The organism is Arthrobacter sp. zg-Y895, assembly GCF_020731025.1.
Taxonomy (GTDB): Bacteria; Actinomycetota; Actinomycetes; order Actinomycetales; family Micrococcaceae; genus Arthrobacter_B.
In genome coordinates, this window is record NZ_JAJFZY010000012.1 from 122756 (window position 1) to 139875 (window position 17120).

The window sequence follows — 17120 nt, forward strand, 5'->3', positions numbered from 1 at the left end:
TACGGCAGCGGGTTTCCATCCGGTTCTGCCGCACCGGTACCTCGGGTCCCACATACGGAGCCGGCGGCGTCGATGCCCTCTGAGACCGGGGCGTCCCCCCAGCCGCCGTCGGCTCCTTCCCGGGCGCATTCATGCGCCCGCACCCCGCACTATGCGCGTGACGCCAAGCCTGCACGACGCCGGTGAAGGAGACGTTCGATGGAAGTTGCCGGACGCACCCTGACTCCAAGCAGCCGGGACCCTGGAAGGGAAACGGGAAACCAACTTCGCGAACCCCTGCTGGCGCAGGTGGAAAACGCGGTTGCAGGAGCCCTTGAAGCATTGTCCGAAGACCAGAGCGTGGTGCTGACGGGGGCAGCGGGAACAGGTAAGTCCACCGCGATGGCCGGCATCCTGGCCGGCCTCGGCGACCGCTATTCGGTGCTGCAGCTGCGCGGGGCGGCCTCATGGGCAGAAAAACCCTTCGCCGGATTGTTCTGGCTGCTCAGTGAGCTGCCGCCTGAGTCACTGTCCGATCCGGTTTACGTGCTCCAATTCCTCCGGCGGGTCTTTCAGGGCAAGGCCGCCGGACGGCGTCTTGTTCTTGCAATCGAAAACGTTGAGGACATGGATGCGGCAACCGTCGCTGTCCTTCTCCAACTGTGCAGGACAGGCAGTGCCCTGATGCTGGCAACTGTCCGGGATCTCTCCGCCTGCACCAGCGAGTTCGTCCGATGGTGGTCCGAAGAGTCAGTGCACAGGGAAGCCCTGGGGCCGTTGCGTCCCGGCGGAACCCGGGTGTTGCTCGAAGGACTGGCCGGGGGAACGGTTTCCAGCCGGCTGGTGGCCCAGGTGCAGTCGCGGAGCCGGGGCAACCCGCTGCTTTCTGCCGTGTTCCTACGGGAACAGATGGACGCCGGGACAGTGGTTCGCCGCCGTGGAATATGGGTATGGACAGGATCGGTGTCATATTCCGGTGCCCTGGCCGAGCGGGTGGAGGCGGAGACCGGCGGGCTGTCCACGGCGGAACGGTTCGCTGCAGACGTGCTCGCGGTCAGCGGTGCCCTGCCTATTCTTTTGCTCCTGCAGGTTGCCGACCCGCCGGCGGTGGAACGGCTGGAACAGGATCTCCTGGTCTCCTCCGGATCGGCCGGTATCCTTCGGTTCAAGGATCCGCTGCTCGCCGAGGCTGCGGCGGCACTGGTCCCGCCGGGCCGCGCTGCAGAGATCCGGTCCCGGCTCGCGTCGGCCCAGGGGCAGCAGACAGCCGAAGACAACCGGGAACCCTCACATGCTGCGGAAATGGCCGCTGCATGGGTAGCAGTGCAGGAAGCAGGGAAATTGTCCCGCTCCGGCCGGTGGACGGAAGCCAGCGCAGCCGCGCAGGCAGGGCTGGAGCTGGCGGACAGGTGTGGAATAACCGGTCGCTGGCGGCGGGACCTCCTGTCGGAGCTGTTCTGCGTGTTCCTGCGCTGCGGCGAGCTGCGGCATGCTGCAGATGTCCTGGCCAAAACAGGCGAGGCAGTCGAGGGAATGGAGCTTCGAGGAGGCAACGACCTGTGTGAGGGCATCGTGCAGGTCCTGGGCGGCCGCGCCGACCGCGCCTTGGATTTCCTGCAGCGGGCGATCGTGCAGTTCGAGGAAGAAGGAACAGAGGACCTGGTTCCCCTCGCGGAAACGGCCGCGGCTTATGCATGCGTCCTGCTTGACGACGGCGAGGCGGCCCGCGGCTACCTTTCGGCGGCCGGCGCGGGCACCGGGCACCGTACGGGCGGTGCCAATGCTCCTTCCGCCGGCGCACGGACCTTCGACTGGCAAACCGCCCTCACCCGAAGCTTTTCCGGGTTGTGCGCCGTTCACGGCGTGACGATCCCCGGAGGCGACGGGGAGATCACTACGGTCGCTGCCGACGGAGGAGCCGAGTGCCTTCCTGACGCCATGCCGGTGTTGGCCGCTGCGGCACTGCACGGCAGGCCCGGGGCAGCCGAGGAACTGCGCGAGGCAGCGGCCGGCTGCAGCGGGGAATCCGCGCAGATGTACCTGGATTTGGCCGAGGGGCTCACAGCGCTCCGTCCCGCCAGCCTGCTCAGGGCAGCGGAGAGGGCGCACGGCCTGGGCCAGTATCTGACGGCACACGGGGCAGCCGGCGAGGCAGTCCGCCTGGCACGCGCGCAGTCTGACCGTGTGCGGCTCCGTGCAGCGCGTCGACTCGAGAACGCCAGTTACCGTTTGCTGCGGGCGGCCAACTCGGTGGCCGACCGGTTACCGGAACTGTCCGACTTTGAACGGGAGCTGGCACTCGGGGCAGCGGCAGGGAAGAGCAGTTCACAGCTGGCCGGTGGCCTGCACCTCTCGCCAAGAACAGTGGACTGGCACCTTGGCCGCATCTTTCAGAAACTACGTGTTTCGGGGCGGGCAGAACTGAGGGAGTGCCTCGAGGCGGAGCGCCCCCGTAACTGATGAGTCGCCCCTTGCCCAGTGTTGGCAGCGTTACGGGTGGTTTGTACGGAAAAACCACGTAGGCACGAACTGCCCCGGCACTATATTTCCAAGTAACCCAAGTGGCATCACTAGGGAGTGCTACTCGTGTAGCGCACACGCACCCTTTCTACTCTGGTGCACGGCAGCAGGGCCGAGTCCTACGCGGAATCCGCACACCAACGGTGCCTGGATGCGACAGCTCCCTGCCGAACGTGTTCCAGAACCGCTTGTACGTGAACCGAAGAACGTTAACCGACAGAAAACGGGTCTCAAAGTGCAGCCTCATGATGATCAGCCGGCCTTTCCCCGTCTTACCGCCGCAGATACGCCGGACGCGGCAGCGGGCACGGACACCCGACAGCAGGCCCAGCCCGCCGTCGTCGGCAGGGAACAGGTACTGGAAGAAATACTGCAGAACCTGTCCGGAGGCGCGCAGGGAACCGGATGCCTGCTTGTGGGGGAGGCCGGTATCGGCAAGACCGCCGTAATGCAGCACGTGCTCCGCAACCTGCAGGAAGACACGTACATCGTGCAGGTCCGCGGCTCGGTATTTGCGGGGCGGACACCGTTTGGCGCACTGACGTTCCTGCTCTCGGACCTGGATCCGGAGCTTTCCAGCCATCCGGTGATGATCCTGCGCGGGCTCACGCAGCTGGTGTCGGAACGTTCCGGGGGCCGGCCGGTGCTCCTGTCCGTGGACAACGCAGAGGAGCTGGACGAGTTTTCCGCCATGGTGCTTACCCAGATGGTGCTTAACCGCAGTGCCGGCATGCTCGTGGCGTTCCGCGATTTCAGTTCGGCCCCGGCGGAATTTGCCGGCCTTTGGCGGGACGGCATCCTGGAGCGGGTGGATCTTGAGCCGTTGAGCGTACCCGAAACCGCTGCTTACCTCGGTTCCCTGCTGGGCGGTACGGTCTCGCGGGCAGCAGCAGCCGCAGTCCACGACCACGCCGGAGGGAACCCGCATCTGCTGGCACTGGCCCGAACAGACTTCCAGGATGCGGGGCGGCTGAAACTGCATAACGGAAGCTGGATCCTTGCCCCGGGTGAAGAAATCCGCGGAGGGCGGGTGGCTGCAGCTGTCATGGGCAACCTCGCCGACCTGCCGCCCGCCCAGACCAAACTTCTCCAGTTGCTGTCAATGGCGCAGTCGCTCCCGTTGCCCGTGGTCCTTGCACGGTTGGACAACGCGGATCTGGACGCGCTGCAGGAAAAGGGAATCGTGACACTCGATGCCCGTCCCGTTGTTGACGTGCTGATCTCCAATCCCGTAGTGGCACGGTCCGTGCGGGCCAGCCTGACACCGGCGCGGCAGCGGCAGCTCTTCGAGGAACTTGCACCGGCGCTGAACACCGGCCTCGTCCTGGATCCGCTCGTCCTGGCCCGCTGGCTGAGTGCCATCGGCGAAGAGCCTGCCCTGGAGCTGGTGCTTCGGGCCGCCCGTCTTGCCACCGCCTCGGGGCAGCCGGAGACAGCTGTCCGGTTGCTTTCGGAGGTCATACACGGTGAGGAAAGCGCCGGGGCCGTCGTCGAACTTGCACGTGCACGCACAGCCCAGGGCGAATACGGGGCAGCAATGGGGGTGCTTGCGCGCTTCCGCGGCAGCGATTCGGTTCCGTCCGGCCAGGACCGGATCCGACTGCTGCTCGCTGAGGGCAAGGTGATGTGCATTGAAGCCACCGGACTGCGCGATCCCCGCTCCGCGGAAGCTCCCGCGGAGCCGGCCCGGATGCGGCATACGGATCTCTTTGAGCAGGCGGAACGGGAGATCGCTGACCTCCGTGACGGGAATGGGGGAGATACTGCCGATCTGGTCAGGGAACTTGCTTTGGCCCGCGCCGAATGCCATTCCGCTCATGGCCGGTTCGTGGCCAACGCCAGCTACCTGGCTGATCTGGACATCCCCGATGCGGGCTTCCGGATACTGCGTGCCGCCTGGCAGGCCGAGGCGTGGAGCATGACCAACCGCCAGGATGACGCCGTCGAGCAGGCGGGGAAGGTGGAGCGGCTGCTCCAAGGAGCGGAGCTTACTGCCGGTAACCGTGCCCGCGTGGTCAGCAGGCTGCTGCATACCTATGCGCTCACCGGGGCGTTGCCCGCCTGCGAGCGGTTGCTTGAGCGGTCTGCCGCCGAGGGCATGGAGGGCACGTACGCGGAATTGGCTGAAGGATTGCTGCATGCCTTCGCCGGCAAGCCGGAACCGGCGCTCGCCGCACTGACCCCCGGGGTCAGCCAGCTGACGGTTAGCGGACCCGCGGCGTTCCTTCCGCTCGCCGCTGCCGCGGCAGCGTACTGCCACGCTTTGGAGGGGCGCAGCGAGGAAGCGCGCCGGTACCTCCAGGTGCAGCGCTCGGCGGCGGACGGCGGCCCTTGGACGGTTCGCCGCGGTGCCCGGCACTTCGCGGCCCTGACCGAAGCAGCGCTTGGATCGGAGACCGGCAGTTCCCGTTTTTCCTCGCTCGCGGCCCAGGACCACCGGCGGGGGGCCTACGCCTATGAACTGTTGGCCCGGTTCACCGCCATGCGGCTGGGCGATGAGGAAAGCCTGGATGACGTCCTCTCGGTGGCGGCCAACCAGGAAGGGGACTTCGCCTCATTGTGCGAGCTTTATGCCAAGGGGCTGGGCAACGGGGACGCCCAGGTGCTGCTGCGGGCGTCTGAGGTGGCCGCCGGGGTCGGGCATGTGCTGCTGGCCCGGGAAATCTCGGAACATGCCTTGAGCATTGCCTCCGGAGCCGGGGACCGCGCCACCGTCCGGTTTATCCACCGCAGCCGCCGGGTGGCAGCTCCCGATTCTCCGACCGAAGCCGCGGACGAATTCCTTGGAGCACTCACCGCCAGGGAACGCTCCATTGCCCGGAAGGCCGTGGCGGGCACCAGCAACAAAAAGATCGCAGAGGAACTGGGCATCTCGGTCCGGACAGTCGAAGGACATCTCTATCAGGTGTACTCCAAACTCCATGTGGGAAGCCGGCGGGAACTGGCCCGAACTATTGCCGAGCAATCAGGGGCGAAGAAATGACGCACTGGGGACAGGGCCGCCGATTGTTCGGCCGCGAACGTGAACTTGCAGAGGTGACGAACAGGCTCCTGGACCCGGGGCTGCGCGGCGTCGTCCTGCTGGGAGCCGAGGGGATCGGCAAGTCCTCCCTCGCCGAACTGGCGGCTGAGCGCCTCAGCTCCATCATGGTTCCGTATTATGTCTGCGGGTCCCCGGTGTTGTCCCGGATGCAGTACGGCATCCTATCCACGTATCTGGGTTCCGCCACGGCTGCAGAAATGGAGTCCCCGCTCGCGGTCCTGCGGACGGTGCGGGCGCATTTCCAGCGGCTGACGGAAACCAGCGGCATGCAGACCCTGCTGGTGGTGGATAACGCCCAGCACATAGACGAGGCCAGCGCGCACCTGCTGACCCAGCTGGCCATGTCCGGAGAACTACGTCTGATGGTCATTTCCCGCGCCCGGGCACCGCGGATCCATGAGCTGCTCTCACTGGCCCGGGACGGTCTGCTGGCCCGGATAGACCTGGGGCCGCTGTCCCGGCACGCCGTTCACGAGTTCTGCGTCAGCGTCCTCGGAGGCCCCGTGCTCCAGGCCTCGAGCACGCTGCTGAGCCGGATGTCCGGCGGCAACCCGCTTTACGTGAAGGAATTGTTGACCCGGGCCCAGCGGCAGCAGCGGCTTCTGGAAGTGAACGGTGCCTGGTATCTGGGGAAAGAGCCCGACAGCCTCGACACCTCGCTGGTGGATCTGGTCAAGGGCATGCTGGCTTCGCGCAGCCCCGCAGAGCGCAATGTCCTGGAGACGGTGGCGCTCGCCGAACGGTTGCCGCGGTCCGTTGTGTCGGCGGTGTCCGACGACGAGGCCGTCCGCTCGCTCTTGATCGACGGGATCCTCGAAATCCTGCCGGACCGGGATGAATCCGTGCATCTGGTGCAGCCGCTGCACGAGCAGATCATCCGCAGCCTGGTTCCGGCCGCCCGCAGCGCCGAAATCCGTGCCCGGGTCCTGGGCCGCTACGAGCCCGGATCGCTGCTGGATACGGTGCAACCGGCCCGCCTGGACACCCTGCTGAGGTACACGGAGTGGGCACTCGACTGCGGCGAACGGCTTTCCGCCGAGGAGTTGCTGGCGGCGGCGCGTGCAGCAAACGGAATGTGGGACGCAGCACGCGGCCAGCGTTTCGCTGCCGCCGTCCACCTGCCTGCGTTCCGGAAGGCCGCAGAAGTGGAGCTTGCCATTTCGTCTGCCAAACAGGGCAGCTACGGACGTGCCCGGACCCATTTGGAAGCACTCAAGACGGGTGCGGGCGATACCTGGGATCAGCGGAGCCTGCAGCGAGCTGCCTTCACAAGTGCGCTGATGCTCCGCCAGAGCAACGCGGACGCCGAGGAATTGAATGCCCTGGCGCAGCGATGGACCGAGGTGGCCACCGTCATGGCCGCAAGGGAGATGGCGTCCGCCGGAACGCCGCCCGGAGTGTCCGCCGGGGCTGTAGTGCTCGCGGCCGCGGCACTGGTGCTCAACGGGGACTACGCCGAAGCCCGCACCCGGCTGGCCGCCCTCGCCGGCGACGGGGAAGAACCGCAGTCCGCCGACGACGTCGAGCGGGCCTTGATCATCCACGGGCTCTATGCGGAAGTGCTGGGGGCGTGCGGCGAGGTGGGACCGGCACTGAAACAGGCGCAGGCCGCCGCGAACCTCCTCGCAGGCAGTGCCGGCCGGTTCCGCTGCTATTCCGGGTTCGTTTTTGTGCGCCATGCCCTCGCCCTGCTCCACGGCGGCCGGTTTGCCCAGCTGGAACAGCTGATCGCCAAGATGCACACCGGACCCCAGCCTCTGCTGACCGTGTTGGGAGGAACATTGGGCGTGTTTGAGGCCGCCCTCGAAATCCACCGGGGGAGATTGCACGAAGGACTGCAGAGGCTGCGCCCTGCCGTGGAAGCGCTGCGCGACAAGGACCCCGAGCTGATGCTTCCCTACGCCCTCGGCTTGGCCTGCTACGCCTCGACGGTGGTCGGAGACGGAACTCCTGCTGCCGGGCCGGGCACCCAGGTGTCCGCCGCGGGCTACCCGGGTCCCCGGCATTTGTGGCTTACCGCCCAGGCTTATGCGGCGGCTGCTGAGGCCTCCCAGTCCACCGAGGGCCCCACTTCCGGCAGGCTGGCGGTGCTGGCGGCCGAGGCCCGGGCGGCCGGGCTGCGCAGCAGCGAAAAGGACATCCTGGAACTGTGCCTTGCCGTGGGGGACCTGACCCAGGTTGGACGGCTGGCCGAGCTGACGGCGGATTTCGAGGGTGCAGAGGCCCAGGCCCTGCACGCCTATGCCGCGGCGGTCGCCTCCGGCAATCCGGACCGCATGGTTGCCGCCGCCGAGGACGCGATCGGAGCACAAAAGTACCTGGTGGCCGTGGAGAGCATCGGCCATGCGATCCGCTTCTACGGAAACCACGGAAACCTGCGCCGGCAGCGCGCCCTTATCCAGCAGCTGCGGCGGCGACGGGAGGAACTGGCGGGAGTAACCGTCTCCTACCTGAGTCCGTCTCTGCACCTGGTCCGGCTCACCCGACGGGAACACGAGATTGTGGCACTGCTGCTGTCCGGGGCAACTACCAAGGACATTGCCGGCCACTTCACGCTGTCCCAGCGGACCGTGGAGGGGCATGTGTACCGGATTTACGTCAAGCTGGGGATCAGCCGGCGGGCGGATCTGGAATCTGCCTACCGCGCCCTGGAACCGGGCCACCGAACCGCGCCTCTGCTGTAATCGACCGTCCGGAAAGCCGCTCTCGGAGCGTGCCGGAATACGTACACGTACAGGTACCGCGTATAAGGCAGGTACCGCCGCTTTCCAGAGCGAGTTCAGCCCGCTCAGTTGAGTATCCGTTACGCGTGTCCGCCATGCATTGCCGCTCCTAAGTTGATGTCAGCTGAGTAGACGTTGGAACGGAAAAGGGACGACGGTCTCGTTATGGGGGGAAAATGGGCACTCGTCTGTTGCCGAAAGAACTCCGTCGTAAGGCGCCGAACGCTGTGCATGCCGAGGCAAAACACAGGGCAGCCGAACGAACGGTATCGGAACGCAAGGCGCCCGATCTGGTGCTTTTTTCCGCCACAGGTCCTCAAGGGGCGCTTTCCGACGGCACCGTCATGGCGCAGGTCCGCGATGCAGCTGGAACCGTGCTGCCGGCGCAGCCTTTCGTCTTTCCCAGTTTCACCACGGCCAAGCCGTTCAGCAGGACCGGGCGTACCAGGAGCGCAGCAGTACTTTGGAACCGCCGTTACGCCCGAATCCTTTCGGTCTGTGACGCACTGATTGTGTTCGCTGCTGTCTTTGGCGGCTATCTCGTGCGGTTCGGGCTGGAGCCCGCCGTACTGCCGGTCGGCGTGTTCGAGACCAGCTACCTGGTGGTAGCGGCGGTCACGGGCTGCGCCTGGCTGCTGGCCCTGTCTGTCTACCGGACCCGGGATAAACGAATAACCGGAATGGGCACCGACGAATACAAGCGGCTGGTGAATGCCACCGTGGCCCTTCTGGGCGGGCTCGCCCTTGCCTCGGTAGCTTTCCAGTTCGACCTTGCGCGGGGCTATTTCGGCTTCGTGCTCTTCGCCGGCACTGCCGGGTTGGTCTGTAGCCGGTGGTTCCTGCGGCAATGGCTGGCCGGCCAGCGGCAACGCGGTCGCTACCTCTCGAAAGTGCTGGTTCTGGGCAGGCCGCGGGACGTACGCTACGTGACCCACCAGATCGGGAAGAAGTCACGGGCCGCCTACCAGGTGGTGGGGGTGGCGCTGACTGGAAAGCCGCGGACCTGGCTGGAAGTGGACGGCACGCGCGTTCCCGTGGTGTCGGATGAGCACTCGGTGGTCGACGCCGTGCGGCGCGTGGGTGCCGACGCCGTCATTGTCGCGGGTCCCACCAAGGGCGGCAGCAGGTATGTACAGGAGCTTGGCTGGCAGCTGGAGGAATCAGCCACGGAACTGATCCTCACCACAGGACTGACCAATGTGGCCGGCCCGCGGATTCACGCCCGCCCGGTGGAGGGACTGCCCCTGATGCACGTCGAGCTCCCGCAGTACGCCGGTGCCCGGCATGCCATGAAACGGACCCTGGACATAACCCTCTCCGGGCTGGCCCTGCTGGTGCTGTTGCCGATCTTCCTCATCCTGGCCGTGCTGATCAAGAAGGACAGTCCCGGTCCCGTCATCTTCCGCCAGGAACGCGTAGGGCGGGGCGGCCGGAAGTTCCTCATGTACAAATTCCGGTCAATGGTGGAAACCGCCGAAGACGATCTTGCCGGACTGCTGGACCGTAATGACGGAGACGGCGTGCTCTTTAAAATGCAGCACGACCCGAGGGTCACCGAGGTGGGTCGATGGATGCGCAAGTACTCCCTCGATGAGCTGCCCCAGTTCTGGAACGTATTCATGGGACACATGTCCCTGGTCGGCCCGCGGCCCCCGCTGCCCCGCGAAGTGGCCCGGTACGGCAACCGGGTGCACCGCCGCCTCTACATCAAGCCCGGCCTCACCGGTATGTGGCAGATCAACGGGCGGTCGGAACTGAACTGGAAAGACGGCGTCCGGCTGGATCTGTACTACGTCGAAAACTGGTCGCTTGCCGGCGACCTCATCATTCTCTGGCGGACGGTGCAGATGCTCCGCCGGCCAGTGGGCGCCTACTAGAGCGTTCCCCGCCGGCTTCGGCTGGTCTCCCTAAGCAGAAAGCGGAAACCATGGAATGTTTCGTTACCGGACCCGGCGGATCACGGCTGGTCGTCTCCTCCCGGGGGGACCGGCCTCGGCAATCCCGGGGGATGCGCCGGAGGCCGCACGATGCTGCGGCATAAACCCCGCCCGGAGGGGGAGGACGACGGCGCCGTCATCGATTTGTCCAAGGCGCCCGGATCCAAGGAATCCTGGGGAAAGCCACTGTATGCGGTGGCCCTGTGGTCCGCGTGTGAACTGGTCTTTGTCACCAACCCGTGGCAGATCAGTTCCCGTCTGCGGGTCGCTGTGCTGCGGGCCTTCGGGGCAGAGATTGCCGACGGCGTGATCTTCCGTCCGCGCACCCGCGTCAAGTCACCGTGGAAACTCCACATCGGCCCGCGGTCCTGGATCGGTGAAGGCGTGTGGTTCCACAACCAGGACAACATCTGGATCGGAGCCGACGTCGTCATATCGCAGGAAAGTTTCCTGACCACGGGCAGCCACCGGGTCCGTACCGACATGGGGCTGGTGACCAGCCCCATCCGGATTGACGACGGCGCCTGGGTCACGTCACGCTGCATGGTGCTGGGAGGAGCCCGAATCGGTAAGTCCGCAGTCATCCAGCCAATGACCGTGGTCAAGGGGACGGTCGCGCCGGGACAGGTCTTTGGCAGCGCCGTCGGGCCGACCGAGCTGGGGGAACGGTTCCTCCCAGCGGCGGAGAGCAGCAACATGGATCGGAAATCGTCGTGAGGACCGCAGCCGGCTACCCGCTACGCGGCGCGGACTTCGCGCAGTGCGTCCTCCAGCAGCGGAAAGATCTTCCCCGCCAGGTAGTCATGGCCAACGTCCGTGGGATGGACACCGTCTTCACTGAGCAATCCGGTGTTGTCGCCGGCAAACCAGCCGGCCGCCAGGGCATCAACGTAACGGACGTCTTCCTCGCTGGCGGCCCGAGCCATGGCCTCGTTGTTGGCCTGGATGAAATCCGGAGCGGTGTCCTGGGGCCAGACGGGTCCGACGGCGACGATGCGGGCCCCCGGCGCACGGTCCCGGACATCCGAGTACAGCGACTTGGCAGCCACGTACATGGCATCGTCCGTCTGGAGGCCGTCATTCCTGCTGCCGAAAACCAGGACGACATCCGTATCCTCCCTCAGCCGGAGAGTGGCGATCTCCCGGAAGGCCAGACCCTCGTTGCCGCGGGCTATGTAGCCGGACCCTGGCTGCGCCATGACGTTCAGTTCGACGGTATCGCCGCGGTCCGTGAACCGGGTGCCGACCAGCCGGGTCCAGTTTGCCGCGCCGCGGCCGCCTTCCACGGAACCCGCCGTGTAGGAATCGCCCAGGACATCGATTTTCACCACGGAATCTGCGAAAACCTCGCCAGTGCCGGGGCTTCCGGGCGTGGATGTCGAGGACGGACGCGGGGAAAGAGTCCGGCTGGTGGTCCCCGGGGCCTGGGAAAGTGCGTACGCCGAAACCAGTCCGGCAGTCACGGCAAGGACCAGGAACCAGACGAACTTCCGGCCCTGCCGTCTCCTCCGGGAACGGCGCTTGGATATGTGGCGTCCATGTCGAGTAGGCATTCCTGAATCGTAATCGAATAGTCCCGGAAATTGATACTAACTCGGTCCATAAATACTTAATCCAGGGGGAGTACGTGAGTAAAATACCTGTTTATCTTTTGAGCGATACAAGCTATGCAAGAAATGCCTCAGTAATGTTCCACGGAGCGCACGGGACGTCCGGTCAAGCATTCCTTCAGGGCGCCGCGCGAATGGGTCGAACCGCTGCGACTGCCGCGCCATACCGTGTATCTTCCGGTGGCTTCTCCGTTAATAACGGAGTTCAGCGGGAAAAGCGAGGCCGGTATCAAGACGTCGGGATTTGCAGCGGGCGGGTAGCCGGGGGATATGCTCCGGAGAGTTTTATGCGGCGTGCAGCCCTTGATTCACCTGTTTATTGCCGTTTTGCCGGGCAGGGGCTGAAATCTGGCCACCGGGCGGTGCTGAATGCATTCCTGTCATTCGGTTTTACCCTTATTCGCGGAATTCCCGAGGTGGACGGAGACTGCCGGGCCGGGCAGCAGCGAAACGCGGGGTCCGCATCTCCCGCAGACCAGGGGAGCCGCAAGTGAAGGCGAGGGGTCAGGGTGCCGCCGGTGGACTGCTTACCTCCGTGCCCAAGACCGCCGACGGACCTGCCGCGAGCCCGGCTATTCAAGAGCGCCGGCGCCGGGACCGTTCGGGTCCGGTCCCGGCCGTCCTGCAGATCGGCGGGCTCGCGGGTGCGGCAGCCGGCGGCGTATGGGTAGTGGCCCAGATGCAAAGTGATGCCCTGGCCGGACTGGGAGTAAAAGTCGACCTGGTTGGTGGCTGGTTAGGCGTTCCGCCGGCTACGCACGACGGCGCCGCTGCGCCGCAGGCTCCGTCCATCCCGGCGGACCAGGGCCGGCCGGCGGTGGTACCCCGCCTCTTCCGGATGCGTCGGCCCGCCCCGGGAACCGGGCTGCGGGCCCCGGTCAGTCTGGCACTGCCGCGCTACGTACGCAGGGCCGCAGCAGGGGCCGATGTCGCGCACGTGCACCTCTGCCGGGACTTCGTGACCTGCGCTTCGGTGTTCCTGCTGGTCCGGGCCAAGGTACCGGTTGTGGCCCAGGCGCACGGGATGCTCCAGCCTTCCCGGCGCCCCCTGCTGCGGGCGTTCGACCTGCTGATCACCCGCCGCATCCTGCGGATCCCGACTCTCTGGCTGACCCTCACCGAGGACGAGGAACGGGGGTTGACTGAGCTGGGAGTGGATCCTGCCCGTTTCCACCGTGTCGTGAATGCGACGGCGGAGCCTCGGCAAAGATGGTCGGACCCGGACACGGCCGTGTTCCTGTTCGCGGCCCGGCTTGCACCGCGCAAACAGCCCGGGGTTTTCGTGCAGGCTGCCATACAGGCCCTGGACGCGGGACTGGACGCCCGGTTCGTCGTCGTCGGACCTGATCAGGGCGAAGCAGCGAAGGTGCGCGCCTTGATTGCTGCATCCCGGCACGCGGACCGTTTCGAGTTCGTCGGAGAGCTGCCGGCGGCCGGCGTCCAGGCGCGGATGGCGGCGTGCACGGCCTACGTCCTGCCTGCCCTATCCGAGCCATACCCCATGACGGTGCTTGAAGCGGCTGCGCTGGGCACACCCCTGATCCTCACTGTGCAGTGCGGACTGGCTCCCCTAATGGCCCGGCAGGACGCCGCCGTGGTGGTGGAGCCGGATGTTTCCACCGTTCGGGACGCGATGCTTGAGCTGGCACGAAACCCCGCTGCCCGCGTGCGGATAGGTGGCAACGCCCGGAGGGTTTACCGGGATAACTGGTCCACCCGCGCACTGGCCGAAGACCTGCTCACAACCTATCGCGGCGTAGCCGCGTCGGATGGAAGGCAGCCGTGACAACTCTCTTGCCCGCCGGTACCGAGATAGAGAAGCGCTCGAGCGCTCGGTCCGCCGCCGCCATGGTGGCGTTCCTCGCCTTTGGCGTGGTGCTCCCTCTGCTGGTCCGCGGCGCCAGCAACGTTTTTTACACCGACACGGATTTCCTGATCCGCTACGCCGTCGTGCTTTACGCCGCCGTGAAACTTGCCCTCGTGCTTAGCCAGCGGGCGATCCGCCCCGTCTCCGGTGTGTTCTGGATCTTCGTCTACACCTGTATGGGGGTGGCACCGCTCGCGCAGTTGACCACCGGGCGGTCCACAGCCCTCGCGATCCAAGTGGATGACCAGATGCTGACGGGGGCCAGCTTGCTCACCCTTCTGGGGTGCGTCTGTTTCGACATCGCCTACCACTCACGGCTGCGCCGGCCGCCGGCAGATATGACCCGGATGCGTGTGCACAGGCTGCGCGGCATCAGGGTCCTGCGCATATTTTCCATTGCTGCGCTGGCAGCGGGATTGTTTTATATCGTCCAGGTGGGCGGTGTGGCCGTCTTTTTCCTCAGCCGGCAGGAGGCCGGTGCGGCACTTGATGCGATCAACCCGGACAGCGGCCAGGCCTTGCGGGCGATCATCTCGGGCGCAGGGTCGGTGGCCAACCTCTGCGCGCTTATCTTCTACATTCATGTGGTGCGTACCCGGGAGCATGCGCTGGCGATCCTTGACGTCATCCTCATGGTGGCGCTGGTGCTGATGAACGTGGTCGTAAACAACCCGATTTCCAACTCACGCTACTGGGTCCTGGCTGTGTTGTTCGGCCTGGTCCTCCCGCTGATCCGGGGACGCAAGGCGCTGTTCAACCTTGCCATCCTGGGCGGAACACTTGCCTCGATCTTCGTTTTCCCGCTGTCGGACATCACCCGCCGGGCCGCCGGTACGCAGGCGCCGCTGCAGGTCGATTCGGTGTGGACGATGATTGCCACGAAGGATTATGACCAGTTCACCATGCTGGCCAACACCCTCGGCTATACCGCTGACCACGGACTGTCCTGGGGTATGCAGGCGCTTGGGCCGCTGCTTTTCTGGGTGCCGCGGGTGGGCTGGCCGGATAAGCCGTACGACACCGGTGTTGAGGTGGGCATCTGGATGAACAACTCGAATCTCAACCTGTCGGCGCCGCTCTGGGCGGAGGCCTGGATCAACTTCGGACTGCTCGGCGTGGTGCTGGCCTTCGTCGGCCTCGGCGTCTTGGCCCGCCGCCTGGACACAGCGTACCGAGCGGACGTACTGGGCATGGGGTCCGTCGGGTATCTGGGGATCTCGATCTTTGCGGGCTACCTCTTCATCCTGATGCGCGGATCGCTGCTTCAGTCCATGGGCCGGCTGATGATCCTGGCGATTTCCATCCTCATCCTGACCACGGTGGCCAACGGCCGCGAAAGGAGCACACCATGAGCGGGCCCCTGCCACTGCCCCAGGCACCGGACCGCCCGGGGTTCCGTGCGTCCTTTGACCAGCTGAGACAGGCACAGAAAACCCGCAAGGGCGTTCCGTTGTATCTGCTCTACGTGAACCGGCCGGCCGGCCGCGCGGTCGCAGCGGCCCTTCGGAGCACCCGGGTTGCCCCCAACCACGTGACCTGGGCCGGAGCGGTCCTCACCTACGGGTCATTGGTCTGGCTGGCGCTGTGGGCGCAGCCCGAGCCGGCGGCCGCATTGGCAGGCCTGCTGCTCGCGGCCGGGTATGTACTTGATTCCGCGGATGGGCAGCTGGCCCGGTTACAGGGCAGCAGCTCGGCCTATGGTGAGTGGCTGGACCACCTGCTGGACAACGGCCGGATAACGGTAATGCATATTGCCGCTTTCTGCTTTCTGGCGCGGACAACGGACTACGACGTCGTGCTGCTGGCTCTCGGCTGCGGTGTTTTCCTGCTGGCCAGCTCAGTGATTTTCTTCGGGGGAATACTTTTCGACCAGCTGGCGAGGAACGCCCGGACGGATCCCGGTCCTGGCGCCGGATCGGATGGGGGTTCCGGACCAGCCGCCGACGCGAAGCCGGATGCTGACCGGCGCCTGTTTATCCGTTCGGTGGTGATGCTCCCGGCGGATTATGGCATTACGTGCCTGGCTTTCCTGGCGGTGCCCGAGCCTTCGGTCTTCCTCACCGTCTACCTCATCCTGGCAGCCGCGCATGTTGTGCTCGGTGCGGCGTTTGTGCGGCATTGGCGGTCCAAGCTCCTCCGGCTGCGCTAATGGGAGCACTGCGACGCTTCGCCACCTTCGCCGACCAGGGCGTCTCGAGTGTGTCCAATTTTGTAGCCGTCGCCGTAGCGGCGAACGTGGCGGGCACCGGCGAGTTCGGCCAGTTTTCGCTCGCGTACGCCGGGTTGCTGCTGTTCCTCGGAGCGCAGCGCGCATTCGTGGGCGAAACTTTGCTGGTGCGCTACTCGCGCACCGGTGCCCTCAACGCACAGGTTATCGCCGCCAGCCTCGGCGGCTCGGTACTCGTGGCCGTACCCGCGGCACTGTTCCTGCTGGGAGGTGCTGGCCTGGCAGAAGGGCAGGACGCACTCCTGTGGATGGTCATGGCGCTGGCAGCACCGTTTATCCTGCTGCAGGACAGCTTGCGGTACCTCTTCATCTGTCAGGGACTGCCCGCACGGGCGCTGGCCATAGACGGACTCTGGGCGGGCCTGTCCATTCCTGCCATGCTGTTGGCGGCGAACGCTGGCTGGTCCCTGGTTCCGGTGCTCTTATGGTGGATCGCGGGTGCGGTCGCAGCGTTGGTCGTTGGCCTGATACTTGCCCGCAGTGTTCCGGCCGTGATCGCCGGAGCACGCTGGCTGTGGCTGAACCGGGACTGCGCATTCCGTTACCTGGCAGAGTTCGCTGCCCTAAACGCCTCAAGCTTCGCGGTGCTGTATCTGTTGGTCTTTCCATTGGGTGCCGCCGGTGTTGGGGCCCTGCGTGCGGCGCAGCTGCTGTTTTCTCCGCTGAACACCGTTTTCGGTGCAGTGAAGACGGCGATCATTCCAGAGCTGGTGCGCTCGCGGGGGACGGCAGCGTTCCGGCGGCGGATGCTGGAAGCCTCCGCGGTGGTGTGCGTACTCGCTGTGGCCTGGGGTGCTGCCGTACTGCTTCTGCCTGATGCTGCCGGGGAATTTGTATTGGGTGATACCTGGTCCAACGCCACGGAGCTGCGCTGGCCGTATGCAGTTCACTATTTGGCCATGGTCCCTTACACGATCATGCTGGCCTATTTCCGGGCCTCCGAGGCCAACCGGCTTTCCACGCTTATGCGTGCAGTCCTTGCCGGCTTAACCCTCGTACTGCCGCTCTGTTTCGCCCTGACGGAATCAGTGGCGGCCACAGCGTGGGGCTTTGCGGGCGCCGTCGCTCTGGCCTCGGTCTGCGGCTTGCTCAGCCTGGCCGTCAGGCGCCGCAGCAGAGCTGAGGCAGCGACGGCGCAGCAGGTCTCCAGCAGGTAGACACCCGGCAAAAAGCCCGGCACCTGATCAGGGTGACCAGGTGCCGGGCCTCTGCCT

At 65.8% G+C, this 17120-nt stretch carries 10 protein-coding genes; 9 read left to right on the forward strand and 1 reads right to left on the reverse strand.

The window, feature by feature from the left end; translation table 11 throughout:
• Nucleotides 1-198: 198 nt before the first annotated feature.
• The 5 genes from LJ760_RS15930 to LJ760_RS15950 all read left to right on the forward strand — a co-directional run bounded on the left by LJ760_RS15930 (nucleotide 199) and on the right by LJ760_RS15950 (nucleotide 10919).
• The gene (locus LJ760_RS15930; protein WP_227924295.1) at nucleotides 199-2439 is read left to right on the forward strand and encodes a helix-turn-helix transcriptional regulator; all 2241 of its coding nucleotides are present in this window, start codon (nucleotides 199-201) and stop codon (nucleotides 2437-2439) included.
• 295 nt (nucleotides 2440-2734) lie between these two features.
• Nucleotides 2735-5482 (forward strand): helix-turn-helix transcriptional regulator, encoded by a 2748-nt coding sequence (locus LJ760_RS15935; protein ID WP_227924296.1) that lies wholly within the window; start codon nucleotides 2735-2737, stop codon nucleotides 5480-5482.
• The gene (locus tag LJ760_RS15940) at nucleotides 5479-8226 is read left to right on the forward strand and encodes a helix-turn-helix transcriptional regulator (protein ID WP_227924297.1); all 2748 of its coding nucleotides are present in this window, start codon (nucleotides 5479-5481) and stop codon (nucleotides 8224-8226) included. Before LJ760_RS15935 ends, LJ760_RS15940 begins: the two co-directional genes overlap by 4 nt.
• Before the next feature lie 383 nt (nucleotides 8227-8609).
• A complete protein-coding gene (locus tag LJ760_RS15945; RefSeq protein WP_231709612.1) occupies nucleotides 8610-10142 on the forward strand; it encodes a sugar transferase in 1533 nt (510 codons plus the stop codon).
• Nucleotides 10143-10292: 150 nt separating this feature from the next.
• A complete protein-coding gene (locus LJ760_RS15950) occupies nucleotides 10293-10919 on the forward strand; it encodes an acetyltransferase (RefSeq protein ID WP_227924299.1) in 627 nt (208 codons plus the stop codon).
• Between the two features lie 20 nt (nucleotides 10920-10939).
• Here the strand turns inward: LJ760_RS15950 and LJ760_RS15955 are convergent, their stop codons facing one another.
• The gene (locus LJ760_RS15955; protein ID WP_227924300.1) at nucleotides 10940-11755 is read right to left on the reverse strand and encodes an SGNH/GDSL hydrolase family protein; all 816 of its coding nucleotides are present in this window, start codon (nucleotides 11753-11755) and stop codon (nucleotides 10940-10942) included.
• 547 nt (nucleotides 11756-12302) lie between these two features.
• Here LJ760_RS15955 and LJ760_RS15960 point away from each other — a divergent pair.
• The 4 genes from LJ760_RS15960 to LJ760_RS15975 are packed head-to-tail and all read left to right on the forward strand — an operon-like array spanning nucleotide 12303 to nucleotide 17063.
• The gene (locus tag LJ760_RS15960) at nucleotides 12303-13598 is read left to right on the forward strand and encodes a glycosyltransferase (protein WP_227924301.1); all 1296 of its coding nucleotides are present in this window, start codon (nucleotides 12303-12305) and stop codon (nucleotides 13596-13598) included.
• Nucleotides 13595-15031, forward strand: a complete 1437-nt coding sequence (locus LJ760_RS15965; RefSeq protein ID WP_227924302.1) for an O-antigen polymerase — start codon at nucleotides 13595-13597, stop codon at nucleotides 15029-15031. Before LJ760_RS15960 ends, LJ760_RS15965 begins: the two co-directional genes overlap by 4 nt.
• A complete protein-coding gene (locus tag LJ760_RS15970) occupies nucleotides 15028-15828 on the forward strand; it encodes a CDP-alcohol phosphatidyltransferase family protein (RefSeq protein ID WP_227924303.1) in 801 nt (266 codons plus the stop codon). The genes LJ760_RS15965 and LJ760_RS15970 overlap by 4 nt, the downstream gene beginning before the upstream one ends.
• Nucleotides 15828-17063 (forward strand): hypothetical protein, encoded by a 1236-nt coding sequence (locus LJ760_RS15975; protein WP_227924304.1) that lies wholly within the window; start codon nucleotides 15828-15830, stop codon nucleotides 17061-17063. Before LJ760_RS15970 ends, LJ760_RS15975 begins: the two co-directional genes overlap by 1 nt.
• Nucleotides 17064-17120: the final 57 nt, after the last annotated feature.

What these genes read in the sequence shown, in the direction of transcription:
- LJ760_RS15955 (WP_227924300.1), bottom strand. Translation starts at nt 11,755, where the DNA reads ATGCCTACTCGACATGGACGCCACATATCCAAGCGCCGTTCCCGGAGG.
- LJ760_RS15975 (WP_227924304.1), top strand. Translation starts at nt 15,828, where the DNA reads ATGGGAGCACTGCGACGCTTCGCCACCTTCGCCGACCAGGGCGTCTCG.
- LJ760_RS15950 (WP_227924299.1), top strand. Translation starts at nt 10,293, where the DNA reads ATGCTGCGGCATAAACCCCGCCCGGAGGGGGAGGACGACGGCGCCGTC.
- LJ760_RS15945 (WP_231709612.1), top strand. Translation starts at nt 8,610, where the DNA reads ATGGCGCAGGTCCGCGATGCAGCTGGAACCGTGCTGCCGGCGCAGCCT.
- LJ760_RS15970 (WP_227924303.1), top strand. Translation starts at nt 15,028, where the DNA reads ATGAGCGGGCCCCTGCCACTGCCCCAGGCACCGGACCGCCCGGGGTTC.
- LJ760_RS15930 (WP_227924295.1), top strand. Translation starts at nt 199, where the DNA reads ATGGAAGTTGCCGGACGCACCCTGACTCCAAGCAGCCGGGACCCTGGA.
- LJ760_RS15940 (WP_227924297.1), top strand. Translation starts at nt 5,479, where the DNA reads ATGACGCACTGGGGACAGGGCCGCCGATTGTTCGGCCGCGAACGTGAA.